Raw genomic sequence first — 17,090 nt, 5'->3', positions numbered from 1 at the left:
CCGCGTCTGCCAGCGAGAAATCTCTGAAAGCAGTGAACATCGTCACTATTAACATTCTCATTAATCCACGTCGCGAGTAAGCTTATACTCTATAACAGGCCGGACGGGCTGACGGCAGATTCTATATGGGAGAGAGTAATGGCAGTTAAGATGATTGCAGTAGATATGGATGGCACCTTCCTTGATGATAACAAGCACTATAATCAGCAGCGTTTTGCCCGCCAGTACGCACTGCTCAAAGAGAAAGGGATCCGCTTTGTTGTTGCCAGCGGCAATCAGTATTATCAGCTGCAACACTATTTTCCTGATATCAAGGATGAGATCGCGTTTGTTGCTGAAAACGGCGCCTGGGTCTCAGACTGCAATGAGGAACTGTTTTGCGGAGAGCTGGCGCCTGAGCGGGTAGAGCAGATCCTGACTATCCTGGCGAAAGAGCCTGATATCAGCGTCGTAGTCTGCGGTCGTAACAGCGCCTATGTGCACACCTCTATGCCTGAACATGTAGTGAATAAACTCAGCAATCACTATCGCCGGCTGGAAAAGCGCGACGATTTGAGCAGCATTGACGACACCATTTTTAAATTCTCATTAAATCTGGAGCACGAAGGCGTTGAGGCGCTGATGTCGCGGTTGCATCATGAGCTGAGCGCAATTGAGAACATCATGCATCCGGTCTCCAGCGGATTCGGCTTTATTGACCTGATTATTCCTGGCTGTCATAAAGCGCACGGCATTGCCATGCTGCAGCAAAAATGGGGCATTGATGATTGTGAGGTGCTGGCGATTGGCGACAGCGCAAATGATATCGAGATGTTGCGACAGGCTTGCTACAGCTTTGCCATGGATAACGCTGCCCCGTCGGTTGCGGCAGTCGCCCGCTATCGTACGCAGAATAATAACGAAGAGGGCGCACTCAACGTCATTGCGCGCCTGCTGGCCCGGGAAACGCCGTTTAACTAAGTCTGACCTGACAGAGCCGCCCGCGGCGGCTCTGTTACTCCTCTGACTCAGCTTTAAGCCGGGCAGCGTGCAGATTAGCCTCCATACTATCCAGCGCGGCCTGGTTCTTAAGCCCCCACGTATACATCTCCTCCACCGGTCGGGCAAATGTCATTCCCAGCGGGGTGAGCCGGTAGTCGACTTTAGCGGGCGTAACGTCATATTCCCGCCGTTCAACCAGGCCGCGCTGTTCCAGCGCTTTTAGCGTCTGAAACAGCATTTTTTTTGATATGCCCTGCAGGCTGCGCTGCAGCTCGCCGGTTCTGGCACAGTGATCTGGCCAGTGATAAAGCGCATGCAGCACCATCGTGCTCCATTTGACAGAGAACAGCTCCAGCAGTCTGCGCGGAGGTGAATCCGCGTAAAAGACCAGTTTACCCTCTTCCCAGGCTGGCATGCCTGACTCCTTATAAGGTCACCGTTTGGTGCCTACTGTTAATTCTTTTTCGCATTCACTATAGTCTGCCGCCTCTCAGCTTATTAAGCCATCTTTGCCGGAGGCACAATGAAAATCAATGCACTGGTTGCACATAATGCAACCGCACCCCTGACGTCCGATAGCGTCGCTCTGCGCCCGCTGCAAAAACAGGATGTCAAAATTGAGATCCTCTATTGCGGCGTCTGCCATTCTGATCTGCACATGGCGCGTAATGAATGGGGCGTCAGCCGCTATCCGCTGGTACCGGGACATGAGATTGTTGGCCGGGTAACGGAGGCGGGCAGTGAAGTCAGCAAATTCAGGCCAGGCGATCTGGTTGGCGTTGGCGTAATGGTGGATTCCTGCCGGACCTGCCATTTCTGTCAGCAGCATGAAGAGCAATATTGTGAAGCGGGTTTTACCGCGACCTATAACGGGACCGACAAGTACACCGGCGGCACCACCTGGGGAGGATACGCTGAGAGCGTAATTGTCGATGAGCACTTCGTGGTCGCCGTTCCGCAAAATCTGCCACCAGCCGGGGTAGCACCGCTTCTCTGCGCCGGGGTTACGGTCTGGTCGCCATTACGCCATTTCAATGTTAAAGCAGGCGACCGTGTGGGCGTGGTTGGACTGGGCGGACTTGGACACATGGCGGTTAAGCTGGCCAGCGCAATGGGGGCAGACGTCACTCTGTTTACCACTTCTGCCGCCAAGCGCGACGATGCACTGCGCCTGGGGGCCAGTCGGGTAGTGGTATCTCGCAATGAGGAGGAGATGGCAGCCTGCCAGACTTCGCTGGATATCATCATCAATTGCGTGGCAGCTCCGCACGACCTTAATCCCTATCTTGCCACGCTGAAAACCAATGGACGTATGGTGCTGGTAGGTATTCCGGATCGGCCACATATTTCGCCGGATATCAACCCAATGGTTTTCCGCAGGCTGAGCATCACTGGCTCTTCAATCGGTAGCGTACAGGAAACGCAGGAGATGCTCGATTTCTGCGGCCAGCATAATATTGTGGCGGATATCGAGACTATTACCGGGGATGAGATAGAACAGGCATTTGAGCGTATGCTACGCGGCGATGTGCACTATCGCTTTGTCATCGATATGCAAGCGACTCAATGGTAAGTCTATGATTAACAGCGATTTCAGCCTGAAATCGCCAACAGAGGCTCTTCAGGTGACATGTTAAACGATGTAATCTGAAAAAATAATCTCTTAAGCCGGGCTTTACTGGCAGTCTGAATAGTGCAGCATTTATTTCAGGCTGTCAGATTTATCCAGCTTATCTGTATGATAACTATAATTATTTTATTAATGAAAGGATGATGGTAAAAACAGCCGTTGTGCGCCAGCGTAATTACATAAGCACGGTAACTTCAATCGATAAGGGGGAAGCGTCAAAATAATTCGCTGTCTGCGCCTTTTTCCCGATAAACTGCGGTTCCTGTTGATCAGATTTATCTTAGAATGAACTATTACACCCCTGATGATGATCATCTGAAAAAACGATCGAGACGTTTCGTCCGGCGCATGTTTTTTATGCGTCAGCTCGGTACTGTACTCTGTTTCTTTCCTATTCTTTCTGTGCTGCTCGATACGCAGCGCGAGCTGTTCTACAGCGCTTTACTGTTCATTAATGCCTTTGCCTGGCCGTGGCTTGCCTGCCAGCGTGCACTGCGCGCTGAAGATCCGACCAGCGCTGAACGTAACAACCTTACGCTCGATGCCGCTTTTGGCGGGATATGGGTGGCGCTGATGTCGCTCACTCCGGTGCCCTCGGTGATTATCATGGCCGTACTGGCCTCAGATCGCTATGCGGCGGGAGGCAGTACGCTTCTCATCTCCGCTATTAAAGCGTTTATAGTGGCTTTCCTGTCGGTGTGGATACTCGATGGTGCACGGATAGAGAGTGCCTTTACGACGCAGACGGTGTGGCTGACGCTGCCGCTCGCCAGCTGTTACATGCTGGCGCTGAGTATCGCTTCTTATAATCTGACCTGGCAGCTGCGCAAGCGTAATCGCGAACTGGAGCGCGTAGCTCTGATGGATCCGGGCCTGCAGATCCCTAACCGACGGCTATTTGAACGACGGCTGGAGAGTGAGTTTTTAAGTACGCGGCGTGGCGACAGTAACGGCTATCTGCTGCTGCTGGATCTGGACCATTTCAAGGCCGTCAATGACACCTGGGGGCATGAAGCCGGAGACTTTCTGCTGGCAGAAATTTCCGCTCTGCTGCGCAACTATGTCGGTATTCAGGATATACCCGCGCGTCTGGGAGGTGATGAGCTAAGCGTTATTGTTCACCATGCCAGTGATGAAACCGTGGTTGCTCTCGCCAGGCGACTGCGTGAAAAAATAGCGCAGGTTGCTTTGCCTGCCGCTCCTGATTTTCACTGCACGGTTAGCATCGGTATCGCTCCTGCAAGCAGCGCTGATTCTCTGCGCGACTGGCTGCGCCATGCGGATGAGGCCCTCTATCAGGTAAAGCGGGCAGGGCGTAACGACGTTCTGCTCTGGAGCTGAGTAACACAAGTCTGCGCCAGGCTAACGCAGCTGGCTGTCTTTACTGCCCCGGCGATTATAACCGCTACTGCTGGCTTCTTTCTTATCCAGTTCAGACTGACACTGGATACAGTAGCGTACGCCGGGCAGTGCCGCGCGACGTGCTTCGGGTATCGGTTCTCCACACTCATCACAGAAGCGTGCACTGTCACCCTGCTTAAGATGACTTCGCGCCCGGGCGATAGCATCATCAACCGTCGCATCAATCTGTTTCTGGACTGCGCCATCTTCCGACCAGCCACCTGCCATAAAGCCCCCTTATCGTTGCTGAATATTAACTATAGTCAGCGGTGATGCACGCGTCGCACTTTGCGTGCGGTTGCAGTCATCCCTCATTGCTGCCTCCTCAAACGAAATACCCGGCATTTGCGCAGGCAACGATAAGATGCATCATTAATGCAATTTTTCTTTATTAAATATAGAGTTAGGTTGTTTGTTATTTAAAATGCGTTGTAGTATGGGTTTATATTTTTAATAAAAGTGTACAAAGGGTTGTGCGTTGTACAAATATATCCATTCATGTTGCTGGTTAATAAAAATGCCATTTGTAAGTCAGTCAGAAAATATAGAACGTTTTTTTGTTAATAAAGCGAAGCGGTAAAAAAGGTTATCGATCAAGTTTTAATCGAAAATTCTTCTCCGAATGAAAAAATAACTCTCCTGACAGGTCAATTCTTTCGCGTAAGCGAAGCGTAAACGATGTCAGGAGAGTGTCATTTTCAGAATTAAATGAAGTGCAGAGATATCGGGCTCTGTATAAGTTTACTTACGACGGCTGATCTTCCCTCCTTTTCTGCCCGCTTCAATAGCCCGTTCAGGATCGTTTCTGAAGTTGCCACCGCTGACCTGGCCGCCCTTGCGGCCTGCCTCGGCAGCACGTTCTTTGTTAGCAGCAAAGTTACCTGCACCACCGCGGCGTGGTTTGGTTTTTTCAGCTTCTTCCGGGTTATTGCTGGAATCCTGCATTTTTTCCTCTCTGTTCATGCTGACTTGTGGCAAAAATAAATGTAGCGCTGTTTTTACCATGTTCAAGACAGAATTTATCCTGACTTTTTAATTTACGACGGGTCGTTTGTTTAAGTAAGAATCGATCTTAAGCGATTCTGTTATCTTAATCTTACGCAGGTGAATAGTTAGCATTTTACTTTGATAAAGGAAAGCGTTCTTTGCGTCCTGAAAAGGTTTAATGAAAAGTTGTGACAATTAGCCGGGCACAGCATTACGTCATGCAATAAAAGGGTGCAGGTATTCATTTGCGCTTCGTTTATTTTTTTCGTGACAGAGTATTGAGGATCGGAACATAAGCCGGGACTAAAAATAGACAGAAAATGATAGATGATAACAGGCGTGTTTATCGGGGCAGGGGAGGCCAAGCTGCTGGCCGGGTCAGCAGCCTGCTGTTCAGAGATCGATTGTCAGGCTGACGGTATGGCTGCGGGAGCAGCAGAGTGCAATACACTGGGAGGGCGCCGCTTTTTCTTTGTCAGACTGAACCGTATCGCGATGGTCCGGCTGGCCTTCAGTAACAGGTGTCAGACAGGCCCCGCACATACCCATTTCACATGACAGCGCAACCTCCACACCCTGTTCAGTCAGCACTGCTGCAATGGAACGGTCCGGCGGAACCAGCCAGCTTCTGCCCGATCGCGCCAGGGTTATAGTGAACGCTGCGCCTTGCTCAGTTACCTGCTGCGGTGCAGCTGCTTTAAATGCCTCTGTATGAATCACCTCAGGAGGCCAGCCGCAGGTTTCAGCCTGAAGCTGCAGATGGGACATAAAAGGCAGCGGACCACAGAGATAGATATGTGCGCCGGGCTGATAGCGAGCGATACTCTCAGGCTGATGAGTGCGGGCGCTGACACCCTCACTGCTGTACCAGATGTGACAAACGCCGTGCGCAAAATTCTGGTTCAGGAGTGCTGCAAACGCCTCATCGCCCCGCTCTCTGAGATAATAGTGCAGTTCAAACGCCTGGCCTGCTGCCTCCAGCGCCTGTGCCATCACAGAAAGCGGAGTAATGCCGATGCCTGCGGCCAGCAGGATAACCTTCCTGGCAGCGACCAGCGGAAAAAGATTACGTGGCGGAGAAATAGCAAGCTGCATGCCCGGGCGCAGCGTTTCATGTATGTAGCGCGACCCACCGCGCGACTCAGCCTCAAGCGCCACGCAAATTTCATAGCAGTCACGTCTGTTTTCCGCTCCGGTCAGTGAATATTGCCGGATCATTCCCGGCTGCAGATGCACATCAATGTGCGCACCTGCCTGCCATGCGGGCAGCAATTGCCCGTCTGTCGTCATCAGCCTGACGCTCAGGTTACGGCGGCCCTGACGCCAGATGCCGTCTGTCACCACATTAATCAGTTCGTTCATTGCCGCCCCTCACACCAGAAAAAATTCACCAAATCCCATACGTTTTAGCCCGCGCCGGTAGGCCACTGAACTGCGATCGGCCGGAATATGCGCCTCCAGCGTAAGATCCAGCGGCAGACGTTCAGGGCGCTGGGTCTCCACCATCAGCCGATCCTCCTCAAAAACGCGCAGGTTAAAGGCGTGCACCTCTTCCGGAGGAATGTGCAGATCAAAGTTGCGTGCGATAGGCGCAAACATGCGCGTCTGGCGGGCTGAAACCGGAGAGGCCGCATTCATGATTGTCAGGCGGGCGTCGCCAGGGAAGAAAATGGTCAGCGTGGCTGTAAAGGGCAGATGCATCTCAAAACGTCGCAGCCACTCAAAGCCGTCGGGCGCCTGCTGCGGGCTGCCGGCAGCAAAATTACTGACGGTACTCCAGTAGTCCACGCTAAAGCCGTAGTCGGTTTCAACCGGGTTATATGCCGGCACCAGCTGGTTAGCCGCATCGGCAAAGGTGTCCGTATGCACCCAGGCAAAATGCGCGACGTCCAGAAAGCCCTCTACCTGGCGGCCGGCAAAGCCTGCGACATCAAACCCAGGGCAGTTGATTTGCTGAAACCCGCTGTCATCCCAGTGCGGCATCGTCGGCAGTTTTGCCGGCTGTTCACTATCGGGCGCCAGACAAACCCAGATCAGTCCAAAACGTTCCGTCACGGCATAAGAGGTAAGATGCAGTTTGGCAGGCACCGGCTGGTCCGGACTCGATGGAATACGGTTACACCGGCCATTTTCCCCAAAACGCAGGCCGTGATAGGGACAGATAATGCCCTCATCATCATGGAAACCCAGCGTCAGCGGTACGCCACGATGTGGACAGATATCACGTGCGGCCACAACGTCCCCCTTAATCCGATACAGCACCAGCTGTTCATCCAGCAGAGTCGCCTTCACCGGCGCGCTGCTGATATCGCCGCTGCGCGCAACAGGATGCCAGTGGCGCGCAAGGCGCAGCCAGTCTTCGGGATCAAAAGTGCAGTGGGCGGGCGGTGTCGGACCGGACATAGTTATCTCCTGATAATCAGTTCACACAGCGTGATAAACATAATGTTTGTCAGGACATTGTTATTACGCTTCTGTGTTACGATCCATCGCTAAGATTACAGCCTGCTGTTGCAAAAAAGTGTACAGGTGCACGATGAGCCCATTCTCCCGCTTCGCTCTCTATTTTACCGAAGTCGCCCGCAGCGGCAGCCTGCGCAAAGCGGCAGAAAAGCTGCACGTGTCGGCCTCTGCGATCAACCGGCAAATTTTGCAGGCAGAGGCCGCCTTTAACACGCCGCTGTTTGAGCGTCTGCCTGAGGGTCTGCGTATGACCACTGCCGGAGAGTTGCTCTACAGCGATCTCACGCGCTGGCAGCGCGAATTTCGCGTTACGCGTCAGCGGTTCGATGAGATACAGGGGCTAAAACGCGGCAATGTCACTCTGGGAATGGTGCAGTCTCTGACCCGGGGCCGGATAGCTGAACGGATAGCGGCAATGGCGCAGACACACCTCTGGCTGAATCTGACGCTTACCGTTGATAACAGCCAGCGCATCAGCCAGCTTATCCGGCAATCTGAAATCGATTTTGGTCTGATCCTCGACCCGGATGGGCAGAGCGGCCTTAATGTACTGGCTTTTGCCGAACTGGAAATGGGCGTGGTGATGAACAACCGGCATCCGCTCAGCACCCGTGACGCTGTCTCGCTCAGTGAACTGAGTCACGAGCGGCATATTCTGCCGGGCGACTCACTGGTTGTTCATGAGCGTGTCGCTGCGCTCTATCACCGGCAGGGATTCCAGCCTGAAAATGTAATCGGCTGTAATGATATACGGCTTATCCATACGCTGGTGGCGCAGAACAGCGGTATCTGTGTGCTGAGCCTGCTGGATGTCATGACTGAGGTTGAACAGGGTGAGTTAAGCTTCGTACCGCTCCGGCACAGCGTTATGCGCCCCCTGACGCTGGCCTTATGCACCGCACCGTCGCGACAGCTTTCGCGCGCGGCGCAGATGCTGATTCAGCAGATGACAGAGGTGATCGACGCGATGAGTGTCACTCAGCGCTAAACCGGAGAGTAGTTGCCGGTGCCATCCGGCCAGGGTGTGAGAAGATCAAAGCCGTTATCCGTAACCGCAACGGTATGCTCCCACTGCGCGGAGAGGGAACGATCTTTGGTCACTACCGTCCAGCCATCACTTAATACGCTGGTTGCCGCTTTCCCGGCGTTGATCATGGGCTCAATAGTAAAGATCATGCCGGGTTCCAGCACAAGGCCTTTACCGGCCGTACCATAATGAAGCACCTGTGGTTCATCATGATAGATCCGTCCGGTGCCATGACCGCAATACTCGCGCACAACCGAGAACCCTGCGCCTTCAGCTACCCGCTGGATGGCTGCACCGATATCGCCCAGCGTGGCGCCGGGTTTAACCACGTGGATACCCGCTACCATGGCATCGTATGTGATATCCACCAGTCGTCTGGCACGAACTGAAGGCTGGCCCGCAAAGTACATACGACTGGTATCGCCATACCAGCCCTCTTTGATGACCGCGACATCAATATTAATGATATCGCCCTCTTTCAGTCGTTTCGGGCCGGGGATACCGTGGCAGACTACATGATTAACTGACGTGCAGACCGTGCGGGTATAGCCGTGATAGCCGATATTTGCCGGCGTGATGTTTAAAACATCAACGATATAATCGTGACAGAGACGATCCAGTTCGTCGGTGCTGATACCCGGCTTCACATGAGGACCAATCATCGCCAGTACGGCAGCAGCGGCCTGGCCCGCGGCGCGCGCCTGTTCAATTTCAGCGGCATTATGGAGCGTAATATTCACGATGCTTTCTCCTGAGTCAGAAAGAGAGGATGGTTTAAGAGTGCGGCCAGGTCGCTGCCCCCGTCGCGCTCTATGCGCATGAGCAGCCGGACCAGCGCCTGATGATCTTTGTCAGGATAGAGTTCCGCCAGCATGCCCATTTTCATCCAGTGTTCCGCCTGTGCGTTGACTGAACGGCTCAATGCGCCGCTGGCGATACGCAGATTTTCGTGCATCAGATCGGAAATTTTCACAATGCCCATCGCTGTGCCTTATATGTTTTATATATGAAGCATATACTACCCGCAATAAAGAAAGAAACAAGGTGCCTGCAGCGAATACAACAAAGCCGCAGCCGTTAAGGCAGTGGTAAAACGCACATCAGGCCTGTTAATTGTTTACTCTTTATCCTGAAGCGAGCCTCCCAGACATGCAGTAAAAAATTTCAAGTATCGGTTTAACGTTTTATTATTCATGTGTTTAGAGAGAAGGGAAGGCTCTGATCCGATGTTAGTGACGGATTGTTTCTGAATGGACATAAATTTTGTAGTATCTTTTTAGCGGTATGAAAAGCCCTTTCTCCAGATGTAAACTGACCCGGCGACCGCAAATATGAACAAAGCAGATGATAGTGAATGGGTAGACATAGTAATAGGCGAGGCGGTAATGGCTCTGTTCAGTGAGGAGTTACCCGTCTCTTATGATGCTTTGCTCATCAAATTGCAGGAGATGCTGGCAGCAGAGAAGAGCGCCGCAAAAACCCGTTCACTGTTTTTGGCCATCCGGGAAATTCAGGGAGCAGAGCACCCGGCGATCAACGTGGCATCAAATGAACAGACTTTGCACTAAACGTTGAGGCGTACCGCTCCGTCATGACTTATTGCTTTCTGGCTGTCAGGGCGCGCGCCGCGCTCGCGTAGATCTCTTTCATCCCATCCAGCGCCTCTTTTTCCTGCTGGCGCAGACGCGTCAGAATGTTATCCGTACTCAAAGGCTGCCCTGATTTACGTAAAAACGAAACGGCGCGCCCGATGACGGCATGAATAGCACTGTTGTTATCCAAAACGCTGAGTTTCACGCTTTATCCCTCTGCCTGATTTCTGATATTCATGGCTGCCACTACATACTCTGCACAGATCAATTCCTGAGCAGAGTGCTTCTTATTTGCGCTCAGGGCAGTGCCCGATGCAGCTTCTCCCGCAGGGCTGCCACTCTTACGGTAAGATCGTGCAACTCTTCATAGGGGGTATCCATTACCGATATCATATCGGCGGGCACGCCGGCGGCTTTGCTTTTAAGCTGCAGCCCTTCATGCGTCAGAAAAATGCGTACCCGGCGTTCGTCTCCTCCCGCATCACGTTTGCGCAAAATAAAACCGGCCGCTTCAAGTCTCTTCAGTAGCTGGCTGAGCGTGCCGGAGTCCAGCCGCACACGTGCGCCAACCTCCGATACTGTCACCTCATCTTTTTCCCACAGCGCCAGTAAAACCAGATACTGGGGATAGGTTAGCCCAAGCGGTTTTAGTCTGGACTGATAAAGCTTGGTCATCGCCAGCGATGCAGAGTAGAGCGCAAAACAGAGAAACTGGTCGACGGTGACCGGTGCATCAGAAAGCGCACCATCATGCTCACCGCTTTGATCATTTATATCAGTACACATTCACAATCCATTTTAGTGAGCTGGCCGGCAGGGAAAACGCACGCTGCGTCCGGGCAGCCACAAGTATTGAATCAAATTAAATTGATGTCAATGTAACCTGACACAAACGCTGTCGCCGTCGCGGGTCTGGCAAACTGGCCTATGCTTACAGCCGGAGGCCGATATGTGTGGACGATTCGCGCAGTACAGCAGCAGAGATGACTATTTTATGGCGCTGGGTATTGCGCCGGACGAAATCCAGTACGATCCGTTGCCCATCGGGCGCTACAACGTTGCGCCTGGTACCCGGGTATTACTGCTCAGCGAACGCGAAGAGGCGCTGCAGCTGGATCCGGTCTACTGGGGATATGGACCAGAGTGGTGGCATAAGCAGCCTTTGATTAATGCCCGCAGCGAAACCGCGGCCAGCGGCCGGATGTTTAAGTCTCTCTGGGAACAGGGCCGGGCGATAGTGCCGGCTGATGGCTGGTTTGAGTGGAAAAAAGAGAAGGGGAGAAAACAGCCGTTCTTTATTTATCACCAGCGTAAAACGCCGCTGTTTTTTGCTGCCATCGGTAAGGCGCCGTTTAAACACGTTCAGGGGCATGAAGGCTTTGTCATCGTGACCGCCGCCAGCAATAAAGGCATGGTCGATATCCACGATCGCCGCCCGCTGGTTCTGACCGCAGAAGGCGTTCATGAATGGCTGAGCAGCAGCACCTCTGCGCGTCGCGCGCAGGAGATTGCTCATGAAGCTGCTGAGCCGGAAGAGGCATTCTGCTGGCATGCGGTGACCACGCGGGTAGGCAGCGTACGTCAGCAGGATGCTGAGCTGATTGAAGAGATCGTGCCGGAAAAGTAGTGGCTGATACATTTTATCTATTGAAATGAAAACCGGTGTCCGGTTGCAGCCAGCGGTATGCCATTCAATAATCGAAGCATGACAACTTATCGCGTTAGAGTCGGGTATCATAACCCGTCAGCCCTGACTTTCAGGCAACTTGATGAACTGCTGGAGCCGCAGCGTTTCTGGCGTACTGCTACTCACACCAGTCGCTTCCGGTACTATATGGAGTATGAGTATGAATCTGACGTACGTGACCTGTGCGCAGTCTGCGCGCTGGCTTACTCTCAGGCCTGCCGCGTGCGGCGGTGTCCGCTGGTATTAGTTGAGGAAGTGTCTGCCGCTGTGACGCAATAAGTTGTGCGTACCGATGTTCTCTGCGGCGCAACAGGCGCAGCGGCATTCAGAATTGGCTCAGTGAGCCAGGCCGTTTTTTCACCTACGCTTCTTTCTGTATTTATTCACAGAGGAAGCATAAATGACGAACGAACTCAGCAGGAAACCCGTTGCCGATCGTGCCGAGGCAGACGCATTTTTCCCCTCCGACTACTCGCGCGATCGGTTTACCTCTCCTCTATCCGATCTGGAGGGCGCAGACTATCCGGCGCCCGGCGACGGAAGCAAAAAAATTCTGGTCCTGTGTGCTGATGAACGCTATCTGCCGCTGGAGAACGATACGCTGTTTTCAACCGGCAATCATCCGGTGGAAACGCTGCTGCCGATGTATCACCTGCATCAGGCGGGCTTCGGTATCGATATTGCAACGCTCTCTGGTCAGATGGCAAAGTTTGAACACTGGGCCATGCCCGGACAGGATGAAGCGGTATTACAGTTCTATCAGCGCTACCAGTCAGCCTTCCGCTCTCCGCTCAGGCTGGCAGATGTGTTAGCGTCCCTCTCTCCTCATAGCGACTACGCGGCAGTGTTTATCCCGGGCGGGCATGGCGCGCTGATCGGCTTACCGGAGAGTAAAGAGGTGGCGACATTGCTTCGCTGGACGCTGGAAAACGACCGCTATCTGATCTCACTCTGTCACGGCCCGGCGGCGTTTCTTTCACTCGCCGGGTCCGACAATCCGCTGGCTGGCTATGAAATCTGTGCTTTCCCTGATGCCATTGATAAGCAGACGCCGGACATAGGCTATATGCCAGGCCATCTTACCTGGTACTTCGGTGAGAAGCTGCGCGCAATGGGTCTTCATATTATCAATGAAGATATCAAAGGTACGGTACATCGCGATCGCAATGTTATAACGGGCGACAGCCCTTATGCTGCAAATGCGTTAGGCAAACTTGCTGCAGAAACGTTGCTGAAAGCTTACGGTTAAGGCGTCTGATTTCCCAGGCCCTGACAGGCATCTTTGTCAGGGCTGATATTTCTTCCTGATTAAAATTTAAATCGTAAACGTATTTCTCTGTTTTATTTTTTATAAAAAATAAGCTGTTTATCGGCGAGGTTAGCTAAAACTTTAGCACTTTATTATAATATAAGATTTTCCGATATATAACGAGCCAGAGTGTTTTTGATATACCTGATTTAATTTTTATCTTGTTGTTATTAAATGATTTATGTTTATTTGGCTTTGGCAGTTACGCAAGAATATATCGTCAATACACTTCCTGTAAAATAACCCTGAGCAATCTATAATTTTTCACTTCATCAGCGCCTGCAATAACCGGCAGGCCCGGATGCAGAGTGGCTATCTCATGGATGAGCAGATTGCACCGTTTAATAACAATAATTTTTATTCAGAATTGCTCACTTAAGGCTCACCCAGGAATATTGCATGAAAAAGATACTTAACACGATTAATTTGCCAGCGAAGTTTATTTTGCTGGGACTGTTTGCTCTCGGGCTGTTTATATTTCCAACCTGTCTGTTTATTCAAAGCGGGAACCAGGCCATTGATGCAAAAAAGCTTGAGCTTACCGGCATACCGGTTGAAAAGAAGATGCTGTCACTGATTAACCTGGTCCAGCGCCATCGGGCAGAAAGCGCTATTGCTATTGCGAGTGACGATCCAGCCCGAGCGTCACGCGTGGCGCTGGCAGAGGAGGCCGATGCGCTCTACAGCGGTGTAGTGACTGTACTGGGCGATAACGCGGAGGCTGCGCAACCGCTGGCGCGTTTGAATAAAGCTGACGGCGAGTGGAAAAAACTGCAGGCAGAGTTGGGCAATAAGCAGCTTTCGCTGGAAGCGAGCCTCAGCCAGCACGCCAGTCTGATTCAGACATTGTTAATAGCCAATCAGGACATCCTGGATTTTTACGGCTTGTCACTGGACAGCGACTTAAATACTTATCAGCTTATTGTCAGCATTTTCAACCGGTTGCCGCTATTAACAGAAACCCTCGGGCAGATCAGAGCAAGCGGCACATCGCTGATTGCGTCTGGCATGGGCGCATCAGAGGCAACGCTCAGCCAGATGGACTTCCGGCTGCAAAACGGCAACGTAGCGCTGGAGCAGTTCAGCAACAATATGGATAAAGTTTTTACTATTGAACCGGCGCTAAAAGCGCTGTTTGCCAGCGGAGAGACCACCGCCGTGCAGCAGGCGCAGGATGCACTGGCGCTGGCCAATACTGTTTTTGTATCCAAAACCAAAACCGTCACGCCGGCAGAATATGTTCGGGTATTCACTGAGGCGATCAATCAATTTGCCACACTGGGAACACAGAGCGCCGATCGGCTTTCGGTTATGCTTAGCCAGCAGATTGATGCGCGCCGTCATGCGCAATATAGCCTGCTGGGCGTACTGTTCGCGGTGGCGTTACTGGCTGTCTGGGTTGCCGTTATGATATCCCGCTCGATTACGCGCCCGGTGGAAGAAGCCGTTAATGCTGCCCGTCGCGTGGCAGAGGGCGACCTGACGTGTCCGGTTAACATTACCGGCAGCAATGAAATGGGGCAGCTGCTGCAATCATTGCAGTATATGCAGCAGCATCTTGCCGGGCTGGTCTCAGATATCAAGGAGAGCGCGCTGACGATCGCTTCATCCTCTGAAGAGATCGCAAACGGCAATGGAAATCTCTCAGCCCGGACTGAAGAGCAGGCCGCATCGCTGGCAGAGACCGCCGCCAGCATGGAGCAGATGGCATCCATTATCAGTCAGAATGCTGAAAATACCCATCACGCCACGACCATGGCAGAAGCGGCAACGCAGGCTTCATCGCTCAGCGGAGAGGCAATGTCGTCAGTGATGGACACCATGGGGCGTATCCGGGGCAGCTCGGCCAAAATTGAAGAGATCACCAGCGTTATCGACAGTATCGCTTTCCAGACAAACATTCTGGCCCTCAATGCGGCAGTAGAGGCAGCCAGAGCAGGGGAATCGGGTAAAGGCTTTGCCGTCGTCGCAGCAGAAGTGCGCTCGCTGGCGCAGCGTTCCGCTTCTGCTGCCAAAGAGATTAAAGAGCTGATTGCGCACTCGGTCAGCCACGCCGAAGAGGGAATGGTGATGGCCAGAAATGCCGGTGACAAAGTGAAACAGAGCGTAGATGCTATTGGACAGACGGCGCAGCTTATCCGCGATATATCTGCCTCCTCTCAGGAGCAGAGCAGCGGGATTTCGCAAATTAATATCGCAGTAAACCAGATGGATCAGGTGACACAGCAAAACGCAGCGCTGGTTGAAGAGTCTGCCTCTTCAGCAGGCGATCTCGCAGAACGCGCCTCGCGTCTGCGTCAGCTGGTGGCTGTTTTCCACACGGCGTAATCTTTGCGACGATGCGGGCGCGTCCCGCATCTGCTCGCGCAGTAAAAAAGCAGAGAATCGTTGCGAATCAACACGATTTGTCAAAAAACTTGTCTGCAGCGGATTACAATCCCACCCCGTTTCGCTTATTTACTGCGCTTCTGTATGATTCTGAAAAAAGGCGATTTTGTGCACTTTTGCTGGTTTTTACTGGAAACGTAGCTTTAATATTGACAGTAATTCAGCCAGATTATTTCAGACAGGATTATACGTAGCTGCCGCCGGCTGATAAAGTAGACAGGTACACTCACGTAAACTGGAGTATTTAATGCTAACCACAATCATTTACCGTAGCCACATCTCCGCGGATGTGCCTGTGAAAATTTTGCCGGGTATGGTTGAGAAGGCGAGTCTCCTGAATGAGTCACACCAGGTTACCGGTATTCTGCTCTTTAACGGTACACATTTCTTTCAGATCCTTGAGGGACCTGAAGAGGGTGTTATGACGATCTACAATCGCATCTGTGCTGACCGTCGTCATCACAATGTGGTTGAACTTATGCGTGACTACTCCCCTTATCGCCGTTTCGGTAATTCCGGGATGGAGCTGTTTGACCTGCGCGAACATGACCAGTCAACCGTACTTCAGGCGGTACTTGATCGCGGTACTTCACGCTTCCGGCTGACCTATGACGATCGGGGCCTGCAGTTCCTGCGCACGTTTGTTGAATCGCGGGAAAAAGAAAACTATTTCGAAGTGCTGCCTGCCGATCTGTGGGATTTTATTCCCGACATGACGGGGTCGCTTCAGGAAGAGCACGGCATTCATTTCCGCCCGGTTGTGGATCCACTTGGCCGCGAGATCACCGCACTGGAGGCTATTTCTGATAGTCCGGAGAGCGCAGGTGAAGATGAAGATAAGTATATTGCTAATCTGAACGCCGTACGCATGGCGCTGATGAAGGCGGGCAAAGCCTGTCCGGATGGCATGACGCTCTATCTGACTATTCTGCCTATGACGCTGGTTGCGGTGCCTAACGCGGTTGACACTATCACGGACGCCATTAAAAACGCCGGACTGGTGCCGGAACAGATTATTCTGGGCGTCAGTGAAACGGAAGTTATCCCGGGCCTGAATGATTTTACCGAAGCGGTTAAGCAGCTAAAACAGGCAGGCATCAGCCTGTCGATTGATAACTTTGGTGACGGCTCTGCCGGGCTTTCACTGCTGACTCATGTGCAGCCCGATCGCGTGCGTATTGCTTCCGGAATTATTCGCGATGTTCATCGCAGTGGTCCAAAGCAGGCTGTCGTTCAGGCTATTATCAAATGCTGTTCAGCGCTCGAAATCAACGTCATCGCTTCTGGTATTGAACAGCCGGAAGAGTGGATGTGGCTTGAGGCTGCAGGTGTTATCGACTTCCAGGGCTCGCTCTTTACCCCGCAGGGCACATCCGTGTCATGGCCGGAATATCGCGCGGCGATGTAACGCTTACTCTTTCACTATCAGTATCAGTCTGACCGACCGGCACATCACAAGCCGGTCGGTTGTTTTTTGTCATACCCTTTCCGGCTCTGCTCTTTTTTCAACCAGAAAAGATCTTTTCTGACAGCACTGCTGCGATAAATATGTGAAATTTATAAGAAACGCTCAGGCTCGCTGCGGTTCAGGGTTACACACTAAAATTCTGTGGTAAACTTTGCGC

At 52.3% G+C, this 17,090-nt stretch carries 18 protein-coding genes; 10 read left to right on the top strand and 8 right to left on the bottom strand.

Annotated features, from left to right (window positions below; genetic code table 11):
• Positions 1-138: 138 nt before the first annotated feature.
• On the top strand, positions 139-960 hold the full coding sequence (locus B4056_RS08635; RefSeq protein WP_071668120.1) for a Cof-type HAD-IIB family hydrolase: 822 nt from the start codon (positions 139-141) through the stop codon (positions 958-960).
• A gap of 34 nt (positions 961-994) precedes the next feature.
• Here the strand turns inward: B4056_RS08635 and B4056_RS08630 are convergent, their stop codons facing one another.
• Positions 995-1,396, bottom strand: a complete 402-nt coding sequence (locus B4056_RS08630) for a winged helix-turn-helix transcriptional regulator (protein ID WP_040113764.1) — start codon at positions 1,394-1,396, stop codon at positions 995-997.
• 108 nt (positions 1,397-1,504) lie between these two features.
• Here B4056_RS08630 and B4056_RS08625 point away from each other — a divergent pair, with 108 nt between their 5' ends.
• Both B4056_RS08625 and B4056_RS08620 read left to right on the top strand, forming a co-directional pair.
• Positions 1,505-2,554, top strand: coding sequence for an NAD(P)-dependent alcohol dehydrogenase (locus B4056_RS08625; RefSeq protein ID WP_288654424.1), 1,050 nt, complete (start codon positions 1,505-1,507; stop codon positions 2,552-2,554).
• A gap of 342 nt (positions 2,555-2,896) precedes the next feature.
• Positions 2,897-3,952: a diguanylate cyclase gene (locus B4056_RS08620; RefSeq protein WP_071668122.1), complete on the top strand. Its 1,056-nt coding sequence runs from the start codon at positions 2,897-2,899 to the stop codon at positions 3,950-3,952.
• Positions 3,953-3,973: 21 nt separating this feature from the next.
• Here B4056_RS08620 and B4056_RS08615 read toward each other — a convergent pair whose 3' ends face one another.
• The 4 genes from B4056_RS08615 to hpxD all read right to left on the bottom strand — a co-directional run bounded on the left by B4056_RS08615 (position 3,974) and on the right by hpxD (position 7,402).
• Positions 3,974-4,240, bottom strand: coding sequence for a DksA/TraR family C4-type zinc finger protein (locus B4056_RS08615; protein WP_040113772.1), 267 nt, complete (start codon positions 4,238-4,240; stop codon positions 3,974-3,976).
• Positions 4,241-4,753: 513 nt separating this feature from the next.
• Entirely contained in the window at positions 4,754-4,957 is a 204-nt protein-coding gene (locus tag B4056_RS08610; protein WP_040113773.1) for a general stress protein, read from the bottom strand.
• A 435-nt stretch (positions 4,958-5,392) separates the two neighbouring features.
• The gene (locus B4056_RS08605) at positions 5,393-6,361 is read right to left on the bottom strand and encodes a PDR/VanB family oxidoreductase (protein WP_094110799.1); all 969 of its coding nucleotides are present in this window, start codon (positions 6,359-6,361) and stop codon (positions 5,393-5,395) included.
• A gap of 9 nt (positions 6,362-6,370) precedes the next feature.
• Positions 6,371-7,402, bottom strand: a complete 1,032-nt coding sequence (hpxD, locus tag B4056_RS08600; RefSeq protein WP_071668124.1) for a molybdenum cofactor-independent xanthine hydroxylase subunit HpxD — start codon at positions 7,400-7,402, stop codon at positions 6,371-6,373.
• Positions 7,403-7,535: 133 nt separating this feature from the next.
• Here hpxD and B4056_RS08595 point away from each other — a divergent pair, with 133 nt between their 5' ends.
• Entirely contained in the window at positions 7,536-8,450 is a 915-nt protein-coding gene (locus B4056_RS08595) for a LysR family transcriptional regulator (RefSeq protein WP_040113783.1), read from the top strand.
• Here B4056_RS08595 and map read toward each other — a convergent pair.
• The gene (map, locus tag B4056_RS08590; protein ID WP_376780624.1) at positions 8,447-9,229 is read right to left on the bottom strand and encodes a type I methionyl aminopeptidase; all 783 of its coding nucleotides are present in this window, start codon (positions 9,227-9,229) and stop codon (positions 8,447-8,449) included. The genes B4056_RS08595 and map overlap by 4 nt on opposite strands.
• Positions 9,226-9,471, bottom strand: coding sequence for a ParD-like family protein (locus B4056_RS08585; protein WP_040113787.1), 246 nt, complete (start codon positions 9,469-9,471; stop codon positions 9,226-9,228). Before B4056_RS08585 ends, map begins: the two co-directional genes overlap by 4 nt.
• A gap of 349 nt (positions 9,472-9,820) precedes the next feature.
• On the opposite strand from B4056_RS08585, the gene B4056_RS08580 reads away from it, so the two are divergent.
• A complete protein-coding gene (locus tag B4056_RS08580) occupies positions 9,821-10,057 on the top strand; it encodes a hypothetical protein (protein WP_288654420.1) in 237 nt (78 codons plus the stop codon).
• A 321-nt stretch (positions 10,058-10,378) separates the two neighbouring features.
• On the opposite strand, the gene B4056_RS08575 is transcribed toward B4056_RS08580, so the two are convergent.
• Positions 10,379-10,867 carry a MarR family winged helix-turn-helix transcriptional regulator gene (locus B4056_RS08575; RefSeq protein ID WP_040113792.1) on the bottom strand — a complete coding sequence of 163 codons (489 nt, stop codon included), beginning with the start codon at positions 10,865-10,867 and terminating at the stop codon, positions 10,379-10,381.
• 163 nt (positions 10,868-11,030) lie between these two features.
• Here B4056_RS08575 and B4056_RS08570 point away from each other — a divergent pair, with 163 nt between their 5' ends.
• The 5 genes from B4056_RS08570 to B4056_RS08550 all read left to right on the top strand — a co-directional run bounded on the left by B4056_RS08570 (position 11,031) and on the right by B4056_RS08550 (position 16,873).
• A complete protein-coding gene (locus tag B4056_RS08570) occupies positions 11,031-11,708 on the top strand; it encodes an SOS response-associated peptidase family protein (protein WP_288654418.1) in 678 nt (225 codons plus the stop codon).
• Between the two features lie 78 nt (positions 11,709-11,786).
• The gene (locus tag B4056_RS08565) at positions 11,787-12,047 is read left to right on the top strand and encodes a hypothetical protein (protein WP_094110881.1); all 261 of its coding nucleotides are present in this window, start codon (positions 11,787-11,789) and stop codon (positions 12,045-12,047) included.
• 121 nt (positions 12,048-12,168) lie between these two features.
• Complete coding sequence (gene hchA, locus B4056_RS08560) at positions 12,169-13,017, top strand: glyoxalase III HchA (RefSeq protein WP_113655278.1); 849 nt, start codon at positions 12,169-12,171, stop codon at positions 13,015-13,017.
• A 459-nt stretch (positions 13,018-13,476) separates the two neighbouring features.
• Positions 13,477-15,405 (top strand): methyl-accepting chemotaxis protein, encoded by a 1,929-nt coding sequence (locus B4056_RS08555; RefSeq protein ID WP_040113798.1) that lies wholly within the window; start codon positions 13,477-13,479, stop codon positions 15,403-15,405.
• Between the two features lie 307 nt (positions 15,406-15,712).
• Positions 15,713-16,873 (top strand): diguanylate phosphodiesterase, encoded by a 1,161-nt coding sequence (locus B4056_RS08550; RefSeq protein ID WP_040113800.1) that lies wholly within the window; start codon positions 15,713-15,715, stop codon positions 16,871-16,873.
• Positions 16,874-17,090: the final 217 nt, after the last annotated feature.

Source organism: Pantoea sp. UBA7232 (genome assembly GCF_002473195.1).
GTDB classification, from domain to species: Bacteria; Pseudomonadota; Gammaproteobacteria; order Enterobacterales; family Enterobacteriaceae; genus Pantoea; species Pantoea eucrina.
Note: the sequence above shows the minus strand (reverse complement) of the source record. Positions and strands in the feature narration are given on the sequence as shown.

Coding starts and splice junctions, on each gene's coding strand:
- B4056_RS08580 (WP_288654420.1), top strand. CDS start 9,821: ATGAACAAAGCAGATGATAGTGAATGGGTAGACATAGTAATAGGCGAG.
- B4056_RS08635 (WP_071668120.1), top strand. CDS start 139: ATGGCAGTTAAGATGATTGCAGTAGATATGGATGGCACCTTCCTTGAT.
- B4056_RS08610 (WP_040113773.1), bottom strand. CDS start 4,957: ATGCAGGATTCCAGCAATAACCCGGAAGAAGCTGAAAAAACCAAACCA.
- B4056_RS08570 (WP_288654418.1), top strand. CDS start 11,031: ATGTGTGGACGATTCGCGCAGTACAGCAGCAGAGATGACTATTTTATG.
- B4056_RS08625 (WP_288654424.1), top strand. CDS start 1,505: ATGAAAATCAATGCACTGGTTGCACATAATGCAACCGCACCCCTGACG.
- B4056_RS08620 (WP_071668122.1), top strand. CDS start 2,897: ATGAACTATTACACCCCTGATGATGATCATCTGAAAAAACGATCGAGA.
- B4056_RS08595 (WP_040113783.1), top strand. CDS start 7,536: ATGAGCCCATTCTCCCGCTTCGCTCTCTATTTTACCGAAGTCGCCCGC.
- hpxD (WP_071668124.1), bottom strand. CDS start 7,402: ATGTCCGGTCCGACACCGCCCGCCCACTGCACTTTTGATCCCGAAGAC.
- B4056_RS08565 (WP_094110881.1), top strand. CDS start 11,787: ATGACAACTTATCGCGTTAGAGTCGGGTATCATAACCCGTCAGCCCTG.
- B4056_RS08575 (WP_040113792.1), bottom strand. CDS start 10,867: ATGTGTACTGATATAAATGATCAAAGCGGTGAGCATGATGGTGCGCTT.
- B4056_RS08630 (WP_040113764.1), bottom strand. CDS start 1,396: ATGCCAGCCTGGGAAGAGGGTAAACTGGTCTTTTACGCGGATTCACCT.
- B4056_RS08550 (WP_040113800.1), top strand. CDS start 15,713: ATGCTAACCACAATCATTTACCGTAGCCACATCTCCGCGGATGTGCCT.
- B4056_RS08615 (WP_040113772.1), bottom strand. CDS start 4,240: ATGGCAGGTGGCTGGTCGGAAGATGGCGCAGTCCAGAAACAGATTGAT.
- hchA (WP_113655278.1), top strand. CDS start 12,169: ATGACGAACGAACTCAGCAGGAAACCCGTTGCCGATCGTGCCGAGGCA.
- B4056_RS08585 (WP_040113787.1), bottom strand. CDS start 9,471: ATGGGCATTGTGAAAATTTCCGATCTGATGCACGAAAATCTGCGTATC.
- B4056_RS08555 (WP_040113798.1), top strand. CDS start 13,477: ATGAAAAAGATACTTAACACGATTAATTTGCCAGCGAAGTTTATTTTG.
- B4056_RS08605 (WP_094110799.1), bottom strand. CDS start 6,361: ATGAACGAACTGATTAATGTGGTGACAGACGGCATCTGGCGTCAGGGC.